The sequence below is a fragment of the Gottfriedia luciferensis genome (genome assembly GCF_002156865.1).
Taxonomy (GTDB): domain Bacteria; phylum Bacillota; class Bacilli; order Bacillales; family Bacillaceae_G; genus Gottfriedia; species Gottfriedia luciferensis.
The window spans coordinates 1-20601 of record NZ_NCTA01000024.1 but is presented as its reverse complement, the minus strand read 5'-3'; the positions used below and the strand labels follow the sequence as shown (position 1 = coordinate 20601).

Below are 20601 nucleotides of genomic sequence, written 5' to 3'. Positions count from 1 at the left end.
ACGGTAATGAGCACCGCAGGCGGGCGAAGCAACAAAGAAAGCGAGCGTTTGGCAGGCAGTCTGAGTGCTGTAAAAATTACAGCTAGTAAACATTTCTTCAACCATTCTTAATCTCCAACCGATATTGGGGGAGGCAATTGTTTCCCCTTTCTAGATGGATTCGAATAACGTCGATCCTGTTCCGTATTGATTTCTTCAGGCAAACGAGTAGGTGCAATCGGAACATTTCTTACTTCATAATTGATTACATCAGAAGAATGCAGTGTCACAATCATACTTCCACCATATTGCTTTGCTCGAATTAAAATCGGTTGATTATATTTATTTTGAAAACGAAAATCAGGTCCATACCAGCTTACTGTAGCATCACGTCCAGCCGGGACATAAGATACGCGTCTACTATGGGAATATCTTTCAACAATTTTCAACCCTGCACGGTCGACAGCATTAAACAAAGTTGATGACACCTGACAGATTCCTCCACCAACACCTTCAGACAATTCACCTCTTACTATAATTGGAGCACGTTTGTATCCTTTTTCGCCACTTCGCATTCCGACAACTTTATTAAATGAAAAAATTTCATTCGGAAAAACTACATAATTATCAATTGCTTTTGCAGCAAGTGAGATGTTATGAGCGCGACTTTTATTGCTTGAATTAAAATAGGTTACATATTGTCCAATTTGTTGGATCCGAATATGAGCAAGTAATTCACTATCAACTTTTGGGTAAATAGCTAACTCTGGAACCTCAATAGTAGAAGAACCACTACCAAAAAAATATTGATTGAATAGATTCTTAAATTCTTTTCGATAAAGCTTGTAGCCTACTTTGCCTCCTACAATTCTGCCTTGCTCATTGATGGTTGCATTAACTGGCTCTCGATAGATTTGTTGTTCTAGCTTTTCAATAAATTGATTATACTTATTATTGTTAATCACTGGTATACCCGGAAATGGCATAGAAAAGTCAGTACGATTAACAACTGCTATTGGTTGGCCTTGTTGAGTAATTGTTAAACTATTAGGAAGATCAACAGATTGGGTAAATAATAAAAAACTTACTAATAATTTTTGTATCATAAGTCGGATTACCTCCCAACTTTATTATGAACAAGAATGATTATTTTCATGTTTTTTCCTTATTAGTTAACAAAGTAAATTTTATGTTTAAAAACAAAATGAAGTTCAAAAAAAGTAAGTTGATTTCCGTTACAACATGCCCTCTTTCCGTAGGACGTGAGCTGAGCCTTCTCGCACCCTCCTGGATCCTCACCCTTCCCGCTACATCATATACAGAATCAAAAAAAAAGAGCTGCTATTTCAGCAACACTAAGTTTTATTTCTGTTTATTTTTAATAAATTCTCCAGTAATTTTCATAATAATTTGGTATGATACTTTATCTTTATTTTCATTAAAAGTAATTAATGCTTTCCATAACGCCCATCCTCTTGCTCTATTCCACGTACCCTCATCGAAATTAAGCGCATTCTTAAATTCATTTCTACTTTGTTCATCAAAATAAGTCCATGCTATAGCTGCATCACAAGCAGGGTCACCTACTCCTAGTATTCCAAAATCGATTACAGCACAAAGCTTTCCATCTTTTACGAGTAAATTCCCAGGCGCAATATCACCGTGAACCCAGACTGGGTCTGAACTCCAACTTGAGCTTAAAGCTAATTGCCAAATTTCTAACAGTAACTTGTCTTTGAAGAAATCTTTTGTATTTTCAATCGAATCCTTAGTTTCTCGATCATATACAACTAAATTTCCACCTCTAAAAAAATTATGCTCACCAGCTTTTGGACCACCTTCAGCATTAATAGATTGTAATTCTGTTAAAAACTTTGCTAAGTCCCGCGCAAATTGGCTAACATCATTTAGATTATCGTTTCGTAAAGAATCGCCATCGATCCATTCATTAATTGTCCAAGGGTATGGATAAGATTGATTAGCTTTACCTTTTGCTAATGGTTTTGATATTGGTAAACTTAGATTTTTTGCTAAAAAAGGTAACCAGCGATGTTCTTTTTCTACTTGTGGAACATAGCATTCAGCATTCGGTAACCTGACACTCATATAATTACCTAAATGAAAGGTCCTATTATCATTACCACTTACTCGAACAGGCTTTATTTCTAAATCAGACCAACTTGGAAACTGCTCTTTTATTAGCTCTTTAACGATTTCAGACGTAATATTTTTCATTCTTCCACCCGTTGCTAGTTTGTAATCTATTTAGACTTTGATTTCCTAAGATTTTTGATAAATCATTGCTATCTTCTAATATAATCAATTTTTCCTTAAATTCACTTAACTCATTTAATATTTCAGTTTTTGTTTCATTCTCGTATAATGCATTCCAACTAAACATTTTTCGAAAGATCTTAAAAGTAGGTTTATAGTTTGATTTTTCTATGCCAATTTTTTGAAAAATAAACCTTTTTATTATCCTATAAATCCTTTTTGAATACTTTGTATCTAATAAAACAATCAAATCGGCATTCAAAAAACTGTTTGAAACCCATCCAAAATGAACACCCTCAATAATCCATTTTTGTGAATCAACTATTTTCTTTAAATACTCGTCTCTTTCTTGCTCAGATCTCCTAATATCTCCTAGCTCAGTTCTATTCCAAACAACATTATCTAATTCATAAAATGGAATCATTAAATTTGTAGATAGTGCTTTTGCTAATGTAGTTTTTCCGCTGCCAACTGAACCAATGATATGTATTTTACAAGGTAAACAATCTCCCATAAAACATCACCGCTCTATTTCTCTAATTTATTTTCACAATAGAAAATAGGTATCCTTTTATTAATTCGGTCATTCTAAGTTTTATTTTCTATTAGAATATTAAATTATTTTTTGACGCATAAATTGCTTCCATATTAAACGATCTTTTTTACACTTTTATAATTTAGTCATCAAAATGAATGTAACGCCAAACTTGTCTACTACGGTTCCAAAAGCTGGACTAAATGGAACCGCTTCTAATGGTGCTATGATCTGTCCACCATCTTGTAAAGAATGAAACAGCTTTTTCGTTTTATCTACGTTTTCAATTGTAAGATGCATTGTCACTACTGCCTCTTTATTTAAATGATTAGGAAAAGAATGTTCCTTTTCACTTTTTGTGACAGCCTGACTTGGCGCATCGAATAATAATAACTCACTTTCACCTATTCTTAATACAGCATTAGCTACTTTTTCCTTTAATGCCTCAGGACAAGGAATCGGCATCTCTCCGTATGTTTGTATCGTTAGGACATTAGCTTCCAACTCTTTTTCATAAAAATGAATAGCTTCTAATGCATTTCCGCTCATTACAATACATGGTGTTATTTTCATTTTCCAAAGACTCCTTTTGCATTATTTTCATTACATTTTTAGTAAAACAGATAATCATTCCGATAACTTAAAAGATTTGACAGCTTTCTCAAGACGCATCATCGCTTCTTCAAGTGTTTTTCTTGTAGTTGCAAAATTTAGTCGCATAAACCCATCGCCTTGAACCCCAAAACCACGTCCTTCATTTAACCCTAGTTTTGCTTCTTTTATTAGAAATTCAGTTAATTGATCACCACTTAAACCTAAACCTCTAAAGTCAAGCCAGCCTAAGTAAGTCGCTTCTGTTATTCTCATTTTTACATCAGGTATTTTGGTTTCTAAGTAATGATGAATGAATTCTGCATTTTCCTTTAAATAGACCAATAACTCATCTAACCATTCTTCGCCCTCGTTATATGCAGCAATTACTGCCTCAATACCAAATAAATTTAAGTTCTCTAAACTTGAACGTAAAATTGCATGTGTAAATTCAGTAAATAAATCCTCATTTGGGATAATAGCTAATGATGAAAATAAACCAGCTATATTAAAAGTTTTACTAGGTGACATAAATGTTATACTCATATTTGCTGCATCATTATTTAAAGAATAAAAAGGAATATGCTTCCCTTTTTCATAAACTAAATCTGAATGAATTTCATCTGAAACCACAATTATTTTATTCTTATTACAAATTTCAAATAAAGCCTCTAATTCTTCTCTTGACCAAACTCTACCTACTGGATTGGCAGGAGAACATAAAATAAGCATTTTTGTTTTACTTGTAATTTTATTTTTTAAATCATGTAAATCCATATAATAAAACCCATCTTTTTCAAGTAATGGATTTTCTATGATTACTCTACCATTGTTTTTTATAGTGCTAAAAAAAGGAAAGTATACAGGTGGTTGAATGATGATCTCATCACCTGGTTTCGAAAATGCATTAATAGCTAAATTTAATGCAGGTACTACACCTGGAACAGTTGTTAACCAATTACGACGAATCAATGTATTGTACCTTTTACTAGCCCAATTTATAGCTGATAAATAAAATTCTTCAGGAATATATCCGTATCCATAAATAGGATGTTGTGCTCTATTGTTAATCGCTTTAACAATCGCTGGTGCACAAGCTAAATCCATATCTGCAATCCATAATGGTAATACATCAGTACAGCCAAACACTTTTTCAATCGAATCCCATTTTATACTATTTGTTTCTTTTCTATTAAAATCTTCATTAAAGTTAAAGTTTAGTTTCATTCTTATTCCACGTCCATTTCATCGATTAATCATTTTTTAGTTTCAGTTTATAGTTATCAAATAGTATTTCTGTAATCAATCATTATATCCTAGTCAAGCATTATATAAATTAAGAAAGAAGATTGATTTCCGTTCCAGGACGCTCGCTTTCCATGGGGCGTGAGCTGAGCCTCCTCGGCAAGCTGCGGGGTCTCACCCTTCCCGCTACTCCCATAGGAGTCTCCCACCTTCCACTCCAATCAATATCTTTAAATACTCTTTACTATTAATTCAATAAATCTTTTTCGATAAGGTCTTTTGTAAAATATCAACAATTAACATTAACAGAGCCAATTAATAAAAACGAGCTTTTTTTATGCAACTCATTAGTCAATATCATATCTTTAATTCCACTCTTCAATCGTTTTTCTAAAACCATAAAAGCTTCTAAATTTATGTTTAATATAATATGCTTGAGAAGTACTTGTTGCTAAAAGGTCTATAGTATCTTCTTTTTTTCAACAAGATTATTCTAAGATTCATTTAAATTTAATCTATGAATTTCGTTAAATCTTTTAACATAAGTCGAAAATAAATACTTTTTAAGGTTATCTTTACATTTCCCATACTTTCTCATCAATAAGTTAGTTCATAATGTAATAATACCTTTTTTTATGCATTTCCATAATATTCAGCTAGATAAAAATTCTTCTTTTATAAACAATATAGTTCGTTAAATAAGAGTCAGTTATTTTTTCTTTTGGTGCCTTTGTTAAAGTATAACACTTTGCTTTTTCTTTTTTTAAATACTCTTTGTCCAATCGATTATGCTCACGGTCATCAGTTATTTTCGTCGTAACTGCTAATACTGGATGGCCATTAAAAAATAAATGTGTTCTTAGTGCCAGCACAGGAGTACTATGTAAAACAAAAAATAGAATGATTGGAAGAATTACTATAGGACAAAACATTATTACTATTTCTGACCACTTTGTTTGTCTCATTTCAACACCTCATACATCAAGATACTTTCATTAAATTTTACCGACTATTTTGCTATTTCTCTTTTTTTAGTTAAAATTCCCTCTTTACTTTTTCAAATTTTACTAAGTACTATTTTTAGTTTTTGGCTCAGTTAAAAAAGAATGTTGATGATTTCCGTTCTAGGATGCCCTAAAGAGCAGGAACAAGGAACGGCAGGATCAAAGAGAAAGGAAAAGAGATTAAAAGACATTAGTGAAATTTATTAATTTCCTTTCAGTAGTATTCCTTTCAATATGTTTCCCCCTTCTTTCCCTGCCTTTCCTGCTCTTCCTGCTCTTCCTTCTCTTCCTGCTCTAATTGGTTTTTAGTTAAAGAAGCAAAAATTGATTAGTAAATTTTTTATTATTTATCTATTTTTTTCATCCATCATGCAAATAATATTAAACATCAAAAATGAATGGAGGTTCCAAAATGAAAGAAGATGAATATACAGATGATATGAATCAGCTATTAGAAATTATTAATGCAAAAGGCGATACAGGTGAACTACTTGAAATAGTAGACAAATACAAACAACCAGAAAATCCTGAATGCAATCACGATCTTTTTTATCAAGAACTACGAGTAATCGCTGAGGATAGTGCAAAAGAAGATTAAAACTTTCTAGCTGAATAAAATAAGAGAGAAGTGAAACTATTTAGTTCCACTTCTCTCTTTTCCTCTTTTATAAACTATATTCCTCTGTAGGGATTTTACCTCTTAATATATCATATTCAGCTTTCATCTCACCAAATTTCTGGGAATTACCATTATTCGGTGCGTAATCCGGGTGCCATTGCTTTGTATATTGCCTCATTTGCTTCTTCCATACTTCTTCACTATCATTTGGATCGAAGTATTTAAAATGATGTGTTTTATTTTTCTTGATTGAAGTTGAGTAATTCCTTAGATAATCTTCCCAAACTCTAGCCCAGTCGACAATTTTCTTTTTATATTCTTTCGCTTTCTCAGCATTTTTCCTTTTTTGCTCTTTTTTCCAATCTTCCATTCTTTGACTAAAATCATTTATACCTTGCTTGGAATTCTTCCATCTTTCTTCCGCATCAATTATTTCCTGATCTATTATCTGTTCATTTATATTTTCATATGTATTCTCGTCCATCATATCATTTACAACTTGAGTACGATTAAAATTGAGATCATACATCTCTTCTATTAACTCTTCTAAGATTTCTGCATTTGTTTTCCCTGTTAGTTGGGAGAGCTTTTCCAATTTTTCAGTGGACTCTAATTTAACTTTATGTGTTATATAGACATATTTCGTTTTATTTTTCAAGCACCTCAACTCCTTAATTAAATGTTACTATACAAGGCTGAAACTATATATTAAATAATGAAGTCAATCATGTTACATTCCATATTTATTCTTGTATGAATCTGACCACAGGCTGAAATTAGATTAAGAGCATAAAGATTTAATTATTCCAGTCTAAATCTGTATTACTATAATTATTCTATATTCATCTAAAATAGCCTATCTATCCATTTAATAATTTTTCCTTATGATGTTCAATAACTTTTTTAAAATTCTCACTTATGGAAATTATTTATATAATCTTCTTAAAAAGCTAAACAAAAAAGGAGATACGCTATGTTAACGATAATTGAGCAATTTAAACGGATTCCAACAACTTGTATATCTGATGTGATGGATGGATTGAATAATATGGACCCTTCAATTAAACCTCTAAAAGAAGAATATAAGTTTGTAGGGCGAGCTCTTACAGTTAAAATTCCAGTTGGTGATAATTTAGCTGTTTTAAAAGCAATTAGGGAAGCTAAGCTTGGTGATGTAATAGTGATTGACGTAAAAGGAGACCAATATCGAGCAATAGCAGGAGACTTTATTATTGGAATGGCACAAACTCTAGGTGTTACTGCGATCGTAGTCGATGGCGTTATACGTGATATAGTTGGAACGAAGAATTTAAATTTCCCTGTTTTCTCTAGAGGATCAGCTGTAGCTGCTAGTAGCAAAATTGGTTTAGGAGAAATTAATATCCCGATTTCTTCCGGTGGGACCTCAGTTAATCCAGGTGATATTATTGTTGGAGATGCCGATGGTGTAGTCGTAATTCCTCAATCAGACGCACAAGAAATTTTAGAAAAGGCTTTACTAAAATTGAAAAAAGATGAAGAAAGAGAACAACAGGTTTCGGGGAATGCAGAGGCCATCAAGGCTTATATCGACGACCTGCTTTCGAAATCAACAAAGTAACTTGTTATTGTTTAAATGTAAGCTTGTATAAACTTTTAGAATTTTACTTGATGATACTTTGGTTTCAAATTAAAAGAAGAAGGTTCTTTGTTTTAAGTACCTTCCAGACTGTTGACAAACGCTCGCTTTCTTCGTTACTTCGCCTGCCTACGTGCTCATTACCGTCTAAGGTAACTCCGCTCCTCACCAGGTTTCGTGCCTCGAAAGACAAGCGTTTTCAATCAGTCTGAAAATCAGATAAATAGGACTTTGTCTACACACTAGAAGGTTCTTTGTTTTAAGAACCTTCTTTTCAAATTGTTGAATAGATAACGGCCAATATGAAATAAGTTATTAAGTGAGTGATCACTATTGATGATAAAGTTAGTATTTTTGGTGTTCTTCTAATGAATATAAATGTTAATATGTTTTGGGCAATATTTATACCCCATCAAACTTAAAATTATTACTTAAATCTCAAAAAAAGGAAGGGAGATTTAGCTCCTCTTCCATATTGTTAACAGCCCATTAAGGGTGTTCAGATTGTTGACATATAAAGGAAGTTGAGTGATGTTCCTTTCCACACTACAGGATTCTCGCTTTCCATGGAGCGAAACATGCGCCTCCTCGGCAAGCCTACGGGGTATCTGTCTTTCCGAATTTCCCATAGGAGTCGATCATCCTTTCGTTCCAATCAACTCATTCATCAATATAAGTAAACATAAGAAACTATTTAAATATTAATCAGTTCGAATTCTTTTTTCTAAAAATTAGTATTTAAAATTTTAATAAAATTATTTTATTCTGTTTTATAAATCACCAATAATTATTTTTGCTCCATCTATTATTTCATCCATTAAGTTTTTTACTGTTTGATGTTTAGCTAATCTTGGACTTTGACCTGACCAAAGAGACATAAAATCTTTATTGTTTTGTAATGAAGAAGCTTTTCTAATCGATTGTGTTAAAGTATTTTGAACTGGAAAAGTAGGTACTGACTCTTCGTAAGAATCCATGTCTAAAATAAATTTATTTTCAATTCCCCTTGCCCATTTTCCAGAAAAAGAACGAGTCAAAACCAACTGATTTTCGGTAGCATTAAGAATTGCTTCTTTATGTACTGCGTGAGCTCCACTTTCTATACAGGTTAAGAAAGCAGTACCCATTTGAACAGCCTGGGCACCTAAGCATAATGAAGCCATTAGTCCTCTACCGTCCATAATTCCTCCTGCGGATATTACCGGAATGTTAATATGATCTACCACTTGTGGTATTAATGACATTAACCCTATTAAACTACTTTCATGATCATTTAAAAAATTGCCGCGATGTCCACCTGCTTCACTACCTTGAACGACAACCATATCCATTCCTTTTTTCTCATTTTCAATTGCTTCTTCAACAGTTGTTGCTGTTCCAATTAAAATAATATTATGAAGCTTTAATTTATGAATTATTTCTTGTGTAGGTAAACCAAATGTAAACGAACAAACTGAAACTCTCTCTTCTATTACAACTTTAATTAATTCATTAAATGTTTCAATTAGGTCACTTGGCTTAGGTACATCTATTTTATTATGATGCTGTAAATTTAATTGCTTACTTATAAACTCCAATTGTTTATTTGCAATATTAATTTCTTCATCCGTAACTGTAAAATCATTTGGAACAAATAAATTAACCCCAAATTGTTTACTAGTTAACATTTTAATCTTTCTAATTTGCTCACGTGTTTGGGATGGTGTCATATAGCCAGCGCCGATCATACCTAAACCACCACTGTTCGAGACTTCTGCTACCAAACTAGATGTTGTAATCCCCCCAGCCATTGGAGCTTGAATAATTGGATATTTTATGTTTAGTCGTTTCGTAATTTCATTTTGAAACATGGTTTCACCTCAGTCCAATTAATTATAAATGATCATTTCCATCTTTCTTTTATTCTACCATTTCGCATTTCATATTTCTTTTAATCTCCTATTCAATACAAAAAAGAAGTCCCGAAATTCTTAAACATTTTCGGGACTTCTTTTTCTTTTATTTACATACTTGATTTTGCAGGAACATTCACTCCAAGTTGTAATAAGCCATGCCCTTCTTCTTGCGTACTGTATCCTAGTGAAACAGTATGATTAATCAGTAATTCATATAGCTCTGATTCAGAAATTTTCTTTTTATTTTCGGTTTCATATTGTTGAATTAATAAAGCAATTGCTCCAGATACATGTGGTGTTGCCATGGATGTACCTGAAAGTACTGCATATTGATTTGTTGGATACGTTGAAAGTATTTTCTCACCTGGAGCTACTAAATCAATCGTATTGTTCGTATTACTAAATCGGGATAAACGTTTATGAAGATTTACAGAGCCAACTTCAACGACTTCATTATAAGCACCTGGATAACTATATTCACTCGTTGAGCCATTTCCGTCACCCTCATTTCCAGCAGCACAAACTACTACAATATTGTTTTCAACTGCACTTTGTATTACTTTATGCAATGTTTGGTCATCTTCTGGTCCACCTAATGACATCGAAATCACTCTGACAGTTTCTCCATTAGCGCCCTTCCAATTAATCGCATATTCTATTGCTTGAGTAATCGATTCAATACTGCCTTCTCCTGCACCACTTAGCACTTTTAGTACTAATAGTTTCACTTTTGGAGCTACACCAACTACACCTTGTCCATCTTTTGAAGCACCGATTGTTCCACATACGTGAGTCCCATGACCATTATTATCTAAAAATACGTTTGGATCTCCTCCGTAATCTTCCGTAAAATTATACCCACCAATAATTCGTTCTTGTAAATCAGGATGATCAGTTTGGCAGCCAGTATCAATAACTGCTACAACTACATCCTCCCCTTGAAACCCTTTTTCCCAAATAGACTTAGCCTCGATTAAACGAACTCCAGGTGGTACTTCCTTTGTACGACCTTTAACTTCTTCTAACTTGTAAGGAATTAATCTAAACTTGGACATGCATACCATCTCCTTTTTGGGATATATACAGTAAGGATTATTCTTTGAGGTTATTTTTTAATTCTATATTTATCCATCTATTCCCTCTAAATTAAATCAAATTTTTTTCAATATTTTTTTACTTACATTATTTAACATTTAATTTTCAAAAGAACATCATCTTTTACATCAGATTAACCCGAGCTTAAAAAACGATAGATATAATCTAATTGAGATAAGGCATTATTCAAACTAGGGGGAAACAAAATGCTTACGATAATATTTTCTGAATTTAAAAGATGGTGGTTAGGGGAGACAAAAGAAGAAATAGATGAAATTGTCCGTCTAGAGTCGAAGCATACTAGAGTACGATTTGATGCCGATATTTATGAACTAATTCGTATTCAATAGACAATTATTGCCTTCTTAATTAAGAAGGCTTTTTATTTTTTTCTCATAACATGAATGTATTTTTATAAACAAAGCTCGCCAATTGGCGAGCTTTTAGGTGAAGACAGACTATGTCGAGTTTTCTACAACACTGCCATTTATGCCATTTATACTTTCTCAATGTATAAAAAATAGATACCACTTGCTATAACTCTACTATTCGGACAGATATGGGATAACCTTATACGAAACAATATTCCGATCACGATAAGTTTGGGTTATTACATCACTCTTTGTACTTAAAATCCCATGTTGTAGTATAACAGCATTAAATCCTCTTTCATTTGCCCCATTATATGTAAATAGTACACAATGTTCTGCTGCAAACCCAGCAATTACGATTAAATTCACACCGTTTTCATGCAAAATTTGTTCTAATTTAGTATCCCAGAATGCATTAGAGTGTTCTTTTGTTATACAAAGATCTTGTTCTAATACATTAATTTCAGGAATAATCGAATAGGATTCGGAATTATCCTCATTTGCTCCTTCCATGTCTTGAACATGTATAACTAAATGATTTTTTGCACGAAATAAATCAGCAACATGATTTATATATTCACATGCACTTTCAACGTTCATTACTTCTTCCTGATCTTGTAATAAATTTTTTTGCATATCAATAATTAAAAACGCAGATTTCATTGTTACCTCCAATGTACTTATAGTTAATCAATCCAAAAATATAATTAAACTTTTTTGTCTAAATATTATCTTTTTCTATTTAAACATTGGTTTCCCTTTTTTATATTATTCAAGCAACCTGAAGTGACCGCTGTTAACTTCTAGTAACATTTAACTTTTCTACCTCTACTTTATTTTTGTTAGTTGGTAATTTTTTTATATTATATTTTCCAATCTCTACTTTTGGTAAAGGAAGTTTGACGATCCTACCATTTTTATCGAATCGATTTTCAACATGTTTTTCTATTAAATTAGTTTCTTTTTTATCCACTTTCCCATCATGAGAATTTGAAAAAATATAATTATGACTCAAAAAGATTACGAATATACTTACAATTAACGCTATTTTTTTCATAACTAACCTCCTAAATTTAAGCTTGTCCTATAATATTCAGTATTCTATGAATACATTTACTAGATTAGAACGAATAGAAGGATAGTTATCAAATTTGTAAAGAAAATTAGGAGTTTTTTCCTAATTTTTTAAGATAATTTAAGATTGAATTTTTCTAATAAATCCTTAAAAGCAGGCCTTTCATTTCCGTCTCTTCCTACAACATGAGTGGCGGTTATTAATGAATTTAAAACTGCCTCTTCTGTAGCTTCACCAATCGCTCTAAATGCTAAATCTATATCTTCCTCATGAATCATAGGAACAGTTAAACAGTGAGAAGTTTTGTCGTGTGGTATTTTTGTTGCTGTTGAAAAACCAATTACTACTTCACCACTACCAGTTGTAATAATTGAACCAGTACGTGATAAACCTGTAATCGCTCTTTTAATAATACGATTTAATTGTCTTTCAGATACAGGTAGGTCTGTTCCAACAATAATAATAATTGAACCTTTATCCTGTTCTTCACGCTCTTGTAAAATAGCATCTCTCAATTCTGCACCGACAGCTTTACCATTTACTTTTAAATCACTCAAAATTCCAAAGTTAGATAACACTAGCACACCCATTGTATAAATTCCATGATCCATCTTCATTAACCTGGATGCAGTACCTATTCCACCTTTTAATGAATAACAAAGCATACCAGTTCCTGCACCTACAGTACCTTCTGTTACGAATGAACTAGTATTCTTTAAAGCTTCAAAAACATGTTCTTTTGTTATAATTCTAGCTCGTACATCATTCAAAAACATATCATTACACTCACATATGATTGGATTAACAGTACCAGTCGTTCTACCAATTTCTAAATTTTGTTCTAGCATATATTCAATTAATGCATCAGCAGCGGTACCGATACTTAATGTATTCGTTAATAAAATTGGAGTTTCTATTGTCCCTAATTCATTTATCTGTATTGTTCCCATTGTCTTTCCAAAACCATTAATGACATGACTTGAAGCAATTAGCTTCTCTTTGAATAGATTGCCTTGGTGGGGCAGAATAGCTGTCACACCTGTATGCATATCTTTATCAGAAATAGTGACATGACCAACAGTGACGCCGTCAACATCAGTGATCGAATTGTAGTGACCAGTTTCCAATTTCCCGATTTTAACGCCGTAATCTCTTATTCTTTTTTGCTTAGACATTTTTAATCTCCTTTTTTACAAGTTTCCTACTAGTTGATAAAGTTTGTTCTTTTAATCTCACATATTATTTTATCAGACAAATTAGAATTTTCCCGATTTGTACCGATAATTATTTTTGAAGAAAATAATGGGGTATAAAACTGAACATCAAACTGAAGTATTCATTAGACCTTTACTTAGACAAAGACAAATTATTCTTTTTTTCATAGGAACATTTCATTAAATTATCTAATGATTGTTACAATTGCCCATTTAAAAAATGGTAATTTTTACACTTGTTTATCAATCTTATTGAATCATACGATTAAATTAAATATAGCCAGTATCTTTAAATATAATGGTAATAAAGACACTGGCTATATGTGAAATTTTTTTAAAAAAATCTTAAGTACACTTTCTTTTCTTCACTACAAAATAGTTAATTTTAAAATTGCTAATTTATGTAGCATACTATTTGGCATTTTATGCTCCCATTTTAAACTATTTGATTATCACTGAAAAAACTTATCCGATTTATCGAAGTTAGTTTCATTCAGTTCATTATTTAATTCACTTATAAAGGCTTGTACAGATTCCACTAGTGGATCAGTAGCGATATACACATTCGATTCAAAATTTTGCCAAATTGAATGAATCCCCCAGCTTTCATCTTCTTTATATAAAAAGTTAATAATGTCTTCATTACGTGTAATTGATTCATAATTCATATTTTCTCTTAATCCATTTTTTATTTTTGTAAGCCACTCATTCAATTGGTTTCTAAATTCTACAAGATTAATGTTCGGATCATGAAAAAATAAATTTTCATTTAAATAAATATTTAAGGTTCCTTCTATAAGTGATTCTGTATCTGCAGTATAAACCGGTTCTTTTAATGCCTCAGTATTTAAAATAAACATGAACTTTATTTTCATAAAAATCTCCTTTTACATAGGCTCTGTTAAAAAAGAATGTTGATGTTAGAGGATGCTCATTTTCTTTTGAGCAGGATCAACGGAAGATATAATAATAGAGCCTTTACTTAAAATCCCATCTAGTTTTAAACTTATTATTTCCAATTTTAATCTTTCCCAACAATTTCTTGATTGAATTCATTCATTAAAGTAAATTAGCTAAAATAAAAAACGAGCTGCAAAACGCAAACTCGCTACATAAACATTGATAGAAAGAAGAAAATATTTCTTAATCCATAATGAATCTGAATATTTTATGTTATTGATTTAAGCTTTTTCCCCTATAACAATATAAGCGTCCAATTCAGCATTATATTCTAATCTAGTAGAAAATCCATTTTGTGTAAAGATTTCGATCGTTCTATGAGCCTGCAGTTTACTTGTCTCAACTAAAATATGACCACCTTGAGCTAACCAAACTGATGATTCGCTTACAACTCTGCGTTGAATACTTAACCCATCATCTCCTCCATCAAGTGCAATTCTTGATTCATGATTACGAAAATCTTGAGGAAGAAATTTTATTGATTCAGTTGGTACGTAAGGGGCATTAGCTACAATCATGTCAACCCGTCTACGTATTTTAACTGGCAAAGGGTTATATAAGTCACCTTCATAAACTTGACCGTTAATTTTTAAAATATTGCGTTGGGCACACTGCACTGCAATTGGATCGATATCTGTTGCATATAAATTAATGCAACCTACTGCTTTTGCAATCGCGACTCCTATCGCTCCCGAACCACAGCAAAGGTCAACTACTATACCTCCTTGAAAAATACAATCAGCTGCCTTTTCTACTAAAAACTCAGTGCGACGACGGGGGACAAATACGCCCGTCGCTATATCTATTCTAATTCCGCAGAAATCAGCCCAACCTAGGATATGTTCGATAGGAAGTCCCAAAACTCTTTTGTCGACCATCTTAAATAATTCATCTAAAGTCTCTGCCTCAGAAATAAGTAGTTGCGCCTCTTCTTCAGCAAAAACACAACCTGCCATTTTAAGTCTTTGAATTATACTTTTAATTGTTCCCTGTTTATTTATATATCCCACCCATTTCCTATTAATCTATCATTATTCACTTTTACAATCTTTTCCTTTCTCCTTAATCCTAAACATAAATGAACATTCTCTTTTACTAAGTCATTATTTAAAGAAAGTTACCATTAAAAAATTTGAGTTTCCCAATATTGATTTCTATTTTTTTCCAAAAATCTCCTTCTAAATGAATCTAGATAATAAAGTAACAGTTTTAAATTTCAGTTTTTCTAATTCGAAAGGTTCACGAAGTCTCTCTCTTCTTTCATTAAACCTTAACTCATACGTATCTTTTAAAATGAATACAATGGAATGAATGATATGTAAAGGAGTAAAAAAATGCTAAATAACCCATTATCAACTGAACAAATGGTTTCCATCATCAGAAATGGGATTAGAAAAACTCAGACCTCCAAGAAAATAATCATCGTAGGTGCTGGAATGTCAGGATTGACAGCTGCTTCATTATTAAAAGATGCAGGGCATCAAGTTCTAATCATCGAAGCAAACGACCGAATAGGAGGACGCGCATATACTATTCGATCACCTTTTAGTAATGGGCTATATTTAAACGCTGGTCCGTTAAGAATTCCAGAAATTCATTCTTTAACATTAGAATATATTAAAAAATTCAATCTGCCTTTAAATGAATTTATAAATAGTACACCTAGAGATATCATTTATGCTAATGGCATTAAAACAACTGTTAATTATTATGAAAAATTTCCTAGTATTTTAAATTATCCAGTTGCGGCAACCGAACAAGGCATATCTTCTGAAGAGTTGTTGAATTTAGCTATGCAGCCCATTATAGACTTTTACAACCAAGATCCAACTAGAAATTGGTTTTTAATAGAAAAAAAATATAAAAATGTCTCCTTTGCTGACTTTTTAAATTTACACTTTACAACCGGAGCTATCGATATGATTGGTGTATTACTTGATTTTGAAGCATTTATGGGAATGTCCTTTATCGAGGTCTTAAAAGAACAAATTACTTTCACTACAGCAAAAAAATTTTATGAGATAACTGGTGGGATGGATTTATTACCAAAAGCGTTTCTACCACTGTTAAAGGATAATATTTTGTTGAATCAAAAACTGTTGAAAATTATACAAAACAATAATAGTGTAACAATCCAAACTCTTCATAATAAGACGAATGAGTATGCTATATTTAACGCAGACTTAGCCATCATTACGATACCGTTTTCACTCTTAAGATTTGTGGAGATCGAGCCTTTTCATTCAATTTCATACAACAAACGAAAAGCAATTCGAGAAATCAATTACTTGTCTGCTACTAAGATTGGCATTGAATTTAAAAGTAGATTTTGGGAGAGAGCAGGTCAAATGGGTGGTAAGACGACAACTGATTTACCGATCCGCCAAACAATTTACCCAAGCATTGGAATTGGTTCGATTGGACCAGCAGTAGTAAATGCAAGTTATACTTGGGCTGACGAAGCACTTACACTGAGTAGTTTGACAAATGAAGATCGAATTTATTATGGGTTACAAAACATGTCGAAAATATGGGGAAATCAAGTCTATTCTGAATTCATGACCGGAACGTCTTTTAGTTGGAGTCAAAATCCCTATTCATGTGGAGCTTTTTCATTCTTTGAGCCCGGTCAAGAGGCAGAACTCAGCCCATTTATAAACTCTCCTGAAGGAAGAATTCATTTTGCTGGTGAACATACATCTAACTATCATGCTTGGATACAAGGTGCTATTGAATCAGGCATTCGGGTTGCCAACGAGGTTAATAACCTGCAATCATAATTTCGTATAATAACTTTATCTACAAAAAAAAGTTTCACAATTTTTCATTTTAATTCCTCTTCTTTTTAATCCCGATTCCATTACAATGAGAGCATAATACTTCTTTTGCTTATCAGCAAATCTTTATGATCGATCAATAAAAAATAGTTATTTATTTTTATTTGATTGGTTGCATTAAACTATTTTTTATTTTCATTCCGATAAAAGCGATCTATAAATCAACTTAAAAGGAAGAGTGAATGTAAAATGATACAAGAAAATCTGATTGTAGGATTTATTCAATCACTTTTAATCCTCTTAATAGCATTTATTTTTGTTTATAAATATTCTGATATAAGAACAAAAACTACCCATTTTGTATGCCCGAATTGTGCAAGTCGCTTTAAATTATCAAAATTAAAATTTATATTAGCATTCAAAACTGGTTTCTTAAACGAACGAATCGTCGAATGTCCCAAATGTGGTTACAGAGGCAAAATGCCCATAGTAGATGATTAGTAAGTTAGATTAGTAAAGCTTAATTACTTCCTATATAAAGGCAATTACGTTACTACTTAACTAGTTTATACATTAGAATATCGTCAACATATTCATTCTCATTAAATTTAAATTCATTCATTTTACGCCCTTCCTCGATGAACCCCATTCTTTTATATAATGCGATTGCTCTATGATTTGTAGAGAAAACTCCTAAACTTACTTTTTCAATTAACGGATTATTTTCAGCCCATTCTAATAAAGCTTTTAATAGCATTTTTCCAATTCCCATTTCTCTGTAGCTTTTTTTAATCATCATTCCAAATGAACCTGTATGTGATAGACGTTTTCTGTTCTGGTTTACTTCAAATACAATCCAACCTACAACCTCGGTATCTTTTTCAGCAATCATTATTGTTTCATTTTCATCTTCAATTCTTCCAGTACGAACCACAATTCCACCATTCTCAATTATCATCGCCAATCAACACCCCTTTTTGCCTCTAATTAATTCTTTAAATAATTATTTTCTGCAACACTTCTTTTTAATTCTGCCATATATACATTTAGCAAAATTGTAATTCACGGACTTCTTTTTTTTCGTAATTATTTATTACCAGCAGACCAAAGAAAGAACTTATAAACATAAAATACTTCCCTACTTTCACAAATCAATTAATGCTATAACTAATTTTGTTAATTATTTACACTATTTTCCATTTAGGAATTATAATTTGTTAACTTCTACAAAATTTTATTTAGTCCTTCCCAATTTATTTTTAGGCTCTGTTAATGTTAATTGTTGATATTTTACAAAACACATTTTTGAGAAAGATTTTATACAATTTAAAGACATTGAATGGAGTGGAAGGTGGGAGACTCCTATGGGAGTAGCGGGAAGGGTGAGACCCCGCAGGCTTGCCGAGGAGGCTAAGCTCACGCCCCATGGAAAGCGAGCATCCTGGAACGGAAATCATCAACATTCATTTTTAACAGAGCCTATTTTTAAAAAATAAATAGTAGCCAGATCCCCCTTCTGACATTACGGAAGAATTTTGTATTTTTTTTATAGTTGAATTCACATAATAACTAATATAAACTGTTAGTAACATTATACTGTTATTAACAGTATAATGTCATTAACAGTAGTTTTTAATTTCTAATAAAACGTAAATTCAGGGGGATTTTATGAAACATACAGGTCGACATACAGGAGCTTTTTTATTACTTTTTTTAGCTGAAGGTGATAGCTACGGAGGTAAACTTTTGCAGAGATGTGAGGATGAACTTCCCTCAAATCCAATTGATAGTGCCATTTTATATCGAACTTTAAAACAATTAGAGAAAGACGGTGCAGTTGAGTCATATTTAGATACCTCTTTACAAGATAAGCCTGTAAAGATGTATAAGATTACGGAAGATGGTAAAAGAAAACTTGAAGAATTTCAAAAAGATATTGTAGAGAAACTTAGAAATTTGACATTTTTTATAAACAAATATGAAGGTTGGAAGGAGACTAATCATGATTAATGGTGTGATACTATATTCTCTCGCTATAATTCTGACATGTATTTCTTTTATGAAAGATCGAAATAAAACAAAAGATGCTCTTTTCAATTCATTAAAGATGTTTCGTAATCTTTTGCCCTCTATTTTATCAATCATGCTATTTTTAGGAATATCACTTTCTATTCTTACACCTTCCTTAATATCATCAATCATTGGTGAAAAATCTGGTTTTATGGGAATTGTGTATTCTGCATTACTAGGTTCTGTCGTGCTTATTCCTAGCTTTATTGTCTTTCCTTTAGGAGATACATTAGTTCAAAATGGGGCTGGCCTGCCACAAGTAGCTGCGCTAATGTCTACTATGATGTCAGTAGGAATCGTAACATTACCTATGGAACAAAAACTATTTGGTCGAACTTTTGCCTATACACGCAATGCTGCTGGTATCGTAATGTCACTTTTATTTGCATATATTATTTGGGTGGTGTTTGTATGAAAGAATTAAAAAAATATCGTTTCTTTTTTATTTTATTCTCTGGGTTGCTTGCCCTTACATTTCTAAATCATTCACTTGGATGGAAAGCATTCCAATTAACAGGAAACAGTATTTTGAATATGCTTTTTTTACTACCCCCTGTCCTAATTTTTGTCGGTTTACTCGATGCATGGGTGGAGAAAGATACTCTTATTAAATATATGGGAAAAAAATCAGGCATCTATGGGATAGTTTTCGCATTATTATTAGGAGTAATTGCCGCTGGACCACTATATGTGGCATTTCCTATGGCTATCCTTTTTTTAAAAAAAGGAGCCGGTATTCGTTATGTTGTATTCTTTTTAGGTGTTTGGACAACTGCAAAATTACCAACGGCTGTTTATGAAATGAATTCATTTGGATTTAAATTTACTCTAATTCACATTTGTTTCGGTCTAGCATTTTATTATTTATTAGGTATAGTATTTGAGAAGTTTTATGATCAAAGACAAATGTTAAAAAATGATATTGATAGAGATATATCAATTTAACTGTAAAAGATCCAATGGTTCAAAATAATATAACTTATAATGCCTTTTCTATGATGAAATGGCTTCAGAGTGTTGAAATATATATCGGTCAATATGAAAAAAGGTCATTAAGTGAACATTTTTGAAAATAAACTTAGTATTTTTGATCATCTATTTATGAATAGAAATGATAGAAATGTTAATCTGTTTTGAGCATTTTTTTCATTAGTTAAAATATTAAATACGTATTTTTAGAAAAAAGAATTCTAAAAGTTTCTTAATGAATACTTATTTTGATGAATGAGTTGATTAGAACGAAAGGATGCTCGACTCCTATGGGAAATGCGGAAAGGCT

At 31.9% G+C, this 20601-nt stretch carries 21 protein-coding genes and 1 pseudogene; 7 read left to right on the top strand and 15 right to left on the bottom strand.

The window, feature by feature from the left end; translation table 11 throughout:
• Positions 1-107: 107 nt before the first annotated feature.
• The 6 genes from B7R67_RS15120 to B7R67_RS15095 form a co-directional block, all read right to left on the bottom strand.
• Positions 108-1085, bottom strand: coding sequence for a VanW family protein (locus B7R67_RS15120; RefSeq protein WP_088071820.1), 978 nt, complete (start codon positions 1083-1085; stop codon positions 108-110).
• 256 nt (positions 1086-1341) lie between these two features.
• Positions 1342-2214: an aminoglycoside phosphotransferase family protein gene (locus tag B7R67_RS15115; protein WP_088071819.1), complete on the bottom strand. Its 873-nt coding sequence runs from the start codon at positions 2212-2214 to the stop codon at positions 1342-1344.
• The gene (locus B7R67_RS15110; protein WP_235822179.1) at positions 2195-2767 is read right to left on the bottom strand and encodes a P-loop NTPase family protein; all 573 of its coding nucleotides are present in this window, start codon (positions 2765-2767) and stop codon (positions 2195-2197) included. The genes B7R67_RS15115 and B7R67_RS15110 overlap by 20 nt, the downstream gene beginning before the upstream one ends.
• 156 nt (positions 2768-2923) lie before the next feature.
• On the bottom strand, positions 2924-3361 hold the full coding sequence (locus B7R67_RS15105) for a VOC family protein (protein WP_088071818.1): 438 nt from the start codon (positions 3359-3361) through the stop codon (positions 2924-2926).
• 54 nt (positions 3362-3415) lie between these two features.
• The gene (locus B7R67_RS15100; RefSeq protein WP_088071817.1) at positions 3416-4606 is read right to left on the bottom strand and encodes a MalY/PatB family protein; all 1191 of its coding nucleotides are present in this window, start codon (positions 4604-4606) and stop codon (positions 3416-3418) included.
• 674 nt (positions 4607-5280) lie between these two features.
• Positions 5281-5589 carry a hypothetical protein gene (locus B7R67_RS15095; RefSeq protein ID WP_088071816.1) on the bottom strand — a complete coding sequence of 103 codons (309 nt, stop codon included), beginning with the start codon at positions 5587-5589 and terminating at the stop codon, positions 5281-5283.
• 451 nt (positions 5590-6040) lie between these two features.
• On the opposite strand from B7R67_RS15095, the gene B7R67_RS15090 reads away from it, so the two are divergent.
• A complete protein-coding gene (locus B7R67_RS15090) occupies positions 6041-6226 on the top strand; it encodes a hypothetical protein (protein WP_088071815.1) in 186 nt (61 codons plus the stop codon).
• Positions 6227-6293: 67 nt separating this feature from the next.
• Here the strand turns inward: B7R67_RS15090 and B7R67_RS15085 are convergent, their stop codons facing one another.
• Positions 6294-6905, bottom strand: coding sequence for a hypothetical protein (locus B7R67_RS15085; protein WP_088071814.1), 612 nt, complete (start codon positions 6903-6905; stop codon positions 6294-6296).
• Between the two features lie 315 nt (positions 6906-7220).
• On the opposite strand from B7R67_RS15085, the gene B7R67_RS15080 reads away from it, so the two are divergent.
• Positions 7221-7847, top strand: a complete 627-nt coding sequence (locus B7R67_RS15080; protein ID WP_088071813.1) for an RraA family protein — start codon at positions 7221-7223, stop codon at positions 7845-7847.
• 788 nt (positions 7848-8635) lie between these two features.
• Here B7R67_RS15080 and B7R67_RS15075 read toward each other — a convergent pair.
• The gene (locus B7R67_RS15075) at positions 8636-9715 is read right to left on the bottom strand and encodes an NAD(P)H-dependent flavin oxidoreductase (protein WP_088071812.1); all 1080 of its coding nucleotides are present in this window, start codon (positions 9713-9715) and stop codon (positions 8636-8638) included.
• 152 nt (positions 9716-9867) lie between these two features.
• Entirely contained in the window at positions 9868-10815 is a 948-nt protein-coding gene (locus tag B7R67_RS15070; protein ID WP_088071810.1) for a S8 family peptidase, read from the bottom strand.
• 246 nt (positions 10816-11061) lie between these two features.
• On the opposite strand from B7R67_RS15070, the gene B7R67_RS22205 reads away from it, so the two are divergent.
• The gene (locus B7R67_RS22205; RefSeq protein ID WP_158095124.1) at positions 11062-11205 is read left to right on the top strand and encodes a hypothetical protein; all 144 of its coding nucleotides are present in this window, start codon (positions 11062-11064) and stop codon (positions 11203-11205) included.
• A 195-nt stretch (positions 11206-11400) separates the two neighbouring features.
• Here the strand turns inward: B7R67_RS22205 and B7R67_RS15065 are convergent, their stop codons facing one another.
• The 5 genes from B7R67_RS15065 to B7R67_RS15045 form a co-directional block, all read right to left on the bottom strand.
• The gene (locus tag B7R67_RS15065) at positions 11401-11889 is read right to left on the bottom strand and encodes a cysteine hydrolase family protein (RefSeq protein ID WP_088071808.1); all 489 of its coding nucleotides are present in this window, start codon (positions 11887-11889) and stop codon (positions 11401-11403) included.
• Between the two features lie 133 nt (positions 11890-12022).
• On the bottom strand, positions 12023-12283 hold the full coding sequence (locus B7R67_RS15060; protein ID WP_088071806.1) for a hypothetical protein: 261 nt from the start codon (positions 12281-12283) through the stop codon (positions 12023-12025).
• A 128-nt stretch (positions 12284-12411) separates the two neighbouring features.
• Entirely contained in the window at positions 12412-13476 is a 1065-nt protein-coding gene (locus tag B7R67_RS15055) for a DmpA family aminopeptidase (RefSeq protein ID WP_088071804.1), read from the bottom strand.
• Positions 13477-13967: 491 nt separating this feature from the next.
• On the bottom strand, positions 13968-14390 hold the full coding sequence (locus B7R67_RS15050) for a DUF7878 domain-containing protein (RefSeq protein ID WP_088071802.1): 423 nt from the start codon (positions 14388-14390) through the stop codon (positions 13968-13970).
• A 306-nt stretch (positions 14391-14696) separates the two neighbouring features.
• Positions 14697-15485, bottom strand: a complete 789-nt coding sequence (locus B7R67_RS15045; RefSeq protein WP_328587378.1) for a putative protein N(5)-glutamine methyltransferase — start codon at positions 15483-15485, stop codon at positions 14697-14699.
• A 324-nt stretch (positions 15486-15809) separates the two neighbouring features.
• Here B7R67_RS15045 and B7R67_RS15040 point away from each other — a divergent pair, with 324 nt between their 5' ends.
• Complete coding sequence (locus B7R67_RS15040) at positions 15810-17255, top strand: flavin monoamine oxidase family protein (protein WP_235822178.1); 1446 nt, start codon at positions 15810-15812, stop codon at positions 17253-17255.
• 550 nt (positions 17256-17805) lie between these two features.
• On the opposite strand, the pseudogene B7R67_RS15030 reads toward B7R67_RS15040, so the two are convergent.
• Positions 17806-18174, bottom strand: a pseudogene (locus B7R67_RS15030) (N-acetyltransferase family protein); the annotation flags it as partial.
• Positions 18175-18920: 746 nt separating this feature from the next.
• Here B7R67_RS15030 and B7R67_RS15025 point away from each other — a divergent pair.
• Genes B7R67_RS15025 through B7R67_RS15015 form a run of 3 tightly spaced genes read left to right on the top strand, consistent with a single transcriptional unit; the run spans position 18921 to position 20267 of the window.
• The gene (locus B7R67_RS15025) at positions 18921-19262 is read left to right on the top strand and encodes a PadR family transcriptional regulator (RefSeq protein ID WP_088071798.1); all 342 of its coding nucleotides are present in this window, start codon (positions 18921-18923) and stop codon (positions 19260-19262) included.
• Entirely contained in the window at positions 19255-19737 is a 483-nt protein-coding gene (locus B7R67_RS15020) for a hypothetical protein (protein WP_088071796.1), read from the top strand. Before B7R67_RS15025 ends, B7R67_RS15020 begins: the two co-directional genes overlap by 8 nt.
• On the top strand, positions 19734-20267 hold the full coding sequence (locus B7R67_RS15015) for a permease (protein ID WP_088071794.1): 534 nt from the start codon (positions 19734-19736) through the stop codon (positions 20265-20267). The genes B7R67_RS15020 and B7R67_RS15015 overlap by 4 nt, the downstream gene beginning before the upstream one ends.
• The last annotated feature ends 334 nt before the right edge of the window (positions 20268-20601 follow it).

What these genes read in the sequence shown, in the direction of transcription:
- B7R67_RS15065 (WP_088071808.1), bottom strand. Translation starts at nt 11,889, where the DNA reads ATGAAATCTGCGTTTTTAATTATTGATATGCAAAAAAATTTATTACAA.
- B7R67_RS15110 (WP_235822179.1), bottom strand. Translation starts at nt 2,767, where the DNA reads ATGGGAGATTGTTTACCTTGTAAAATACATATCATTGGTTCAGTTGGC.
- B7R67_RS15060 (WP_088071806.1), bottom strand. Translation starts at nt 12,283, where the DNA reads ATGAAAAAAATAGCGTTAATTGTAAGTATATTCGTAATCTTTTTGAGT.
- B7R67_RS15075 (WP_088071812.1), bottom strand. Translation starts at nt 9,715, where the DNA reads ATGTTTCAAAATGAAATTACGAAACGACTAAACATAAAATATCCAATT.
- B7R67_RS15040 (WP_235822178.1), top strand. Translation starts at nt 15,810, where the DNA reads ATGCTAAATAACCCATTATCAACTGAACAAATGGTTTCCATCATCAGA.
- B7R67_RS15025 (WP_088071798.1), top strand. Translation starts at nt 18,921, where the DNA reads ATGAAACATACAGGTCGACATACAGGAGCTTTTTTATTACTTTTTTTA.
- B7R67_RS15090 (WP_088071815.1), top strand. Translation starts at nt 6,041, where the DNA reads ATGAAAGAAGATGAATATACAGATGATATGAATCAGCTATTAGAAATT.
- B7R67_RS15070 (WP_088071810.1), bottom strand. Translation starts at nt 10,815, where the DNA reads ATGTCCAAGTTTAGATTAATTCCTTACAAGTTAGAAGAAGTTAAAGGT.
- B7R67_RS15105 (WP_088071818.1), bottom strand. Translation starts at nt 3,361, where the DNA reads ATGAAAATAACACCATGTATTGTAATGAGCGGAAATGCATTAGAAGCT.
- B7R67_RS22205 (WP_158095124.1), top strand. Translation starts at nt 11,062, where the DNA reads ATGCTTACGATAATATTTTCTGAATTTAAAAGATGGTGGTTAGGGGAG.
- B7R67_RS15080 (WP_088071813.1), top strand. Translation starts at nt 7,221, where the DNA reads ATGTTAACGATAATTGAGCAATTTAAACGGATTCCAACAACTTGTATA.
- B7R67_RS15020 (WP_088071796.1), top strand. Translation starts at nt 19,255, where the DNA reads ATGATTAATGGTGTGATACTATATTCTCTCGCTATAATTCTGACATGT.
- B7R67_RS15100 (WP_088071817.1), bottom strand. Translation starts at nt 4,606, where the DNA reads ATGAAACTAAACTTTAACTTTAATGAAGATTTTAATAGAAAAGAAACA.
- B7R67_RS15055 (WP_088071804.1), bottom strand. Translation starts at nt 13,476, where the DNA reads ATGTCTAAGCAAAAAAGAATAAGAGATTACGGCGTTAAAATCGGGAAA.
- B7R67_RS15095 (WP_088071816.1), bottom strand. Translation starts at nt 5,589, where the DNA reads ATGAGACAAACAAAGTGGTCAGAAATAGTAATAATGTTTTGTCCTATA.
- B7R67_RS15115 (WP_088071819.1), bottom strand. Translation starts at nt 2,214, where the DNA reads ATGAAAAATATTACGTCTGAAATCGTTAAAGAGCTAATAAAAGAGCAG.
- B7R67_RS15120 (WP_088071820.1), bottom strand. Translation starts at nt 1,085, where the DNA reads ATGATACAAAAATTATTAGTAAGTTTTTTATTATTTACCCAATCTGTT.
- B7R67_RS15050 (WP_088071802.1), bottom strand. Translation starts at nt 14,390, where the DNA reads ATGAAAATAAAGTTCATGTTTATTTTAAATACTGAGGCATTAAAAGAA.
- B7R67_RS15015 (WP_088071794.1), top strand. Translation starts at nt 19,734, where the DNA reads ATGAAAGAATTAAAAAAATATCGTTTCTTTTTTATTTTATTCTCTGGG.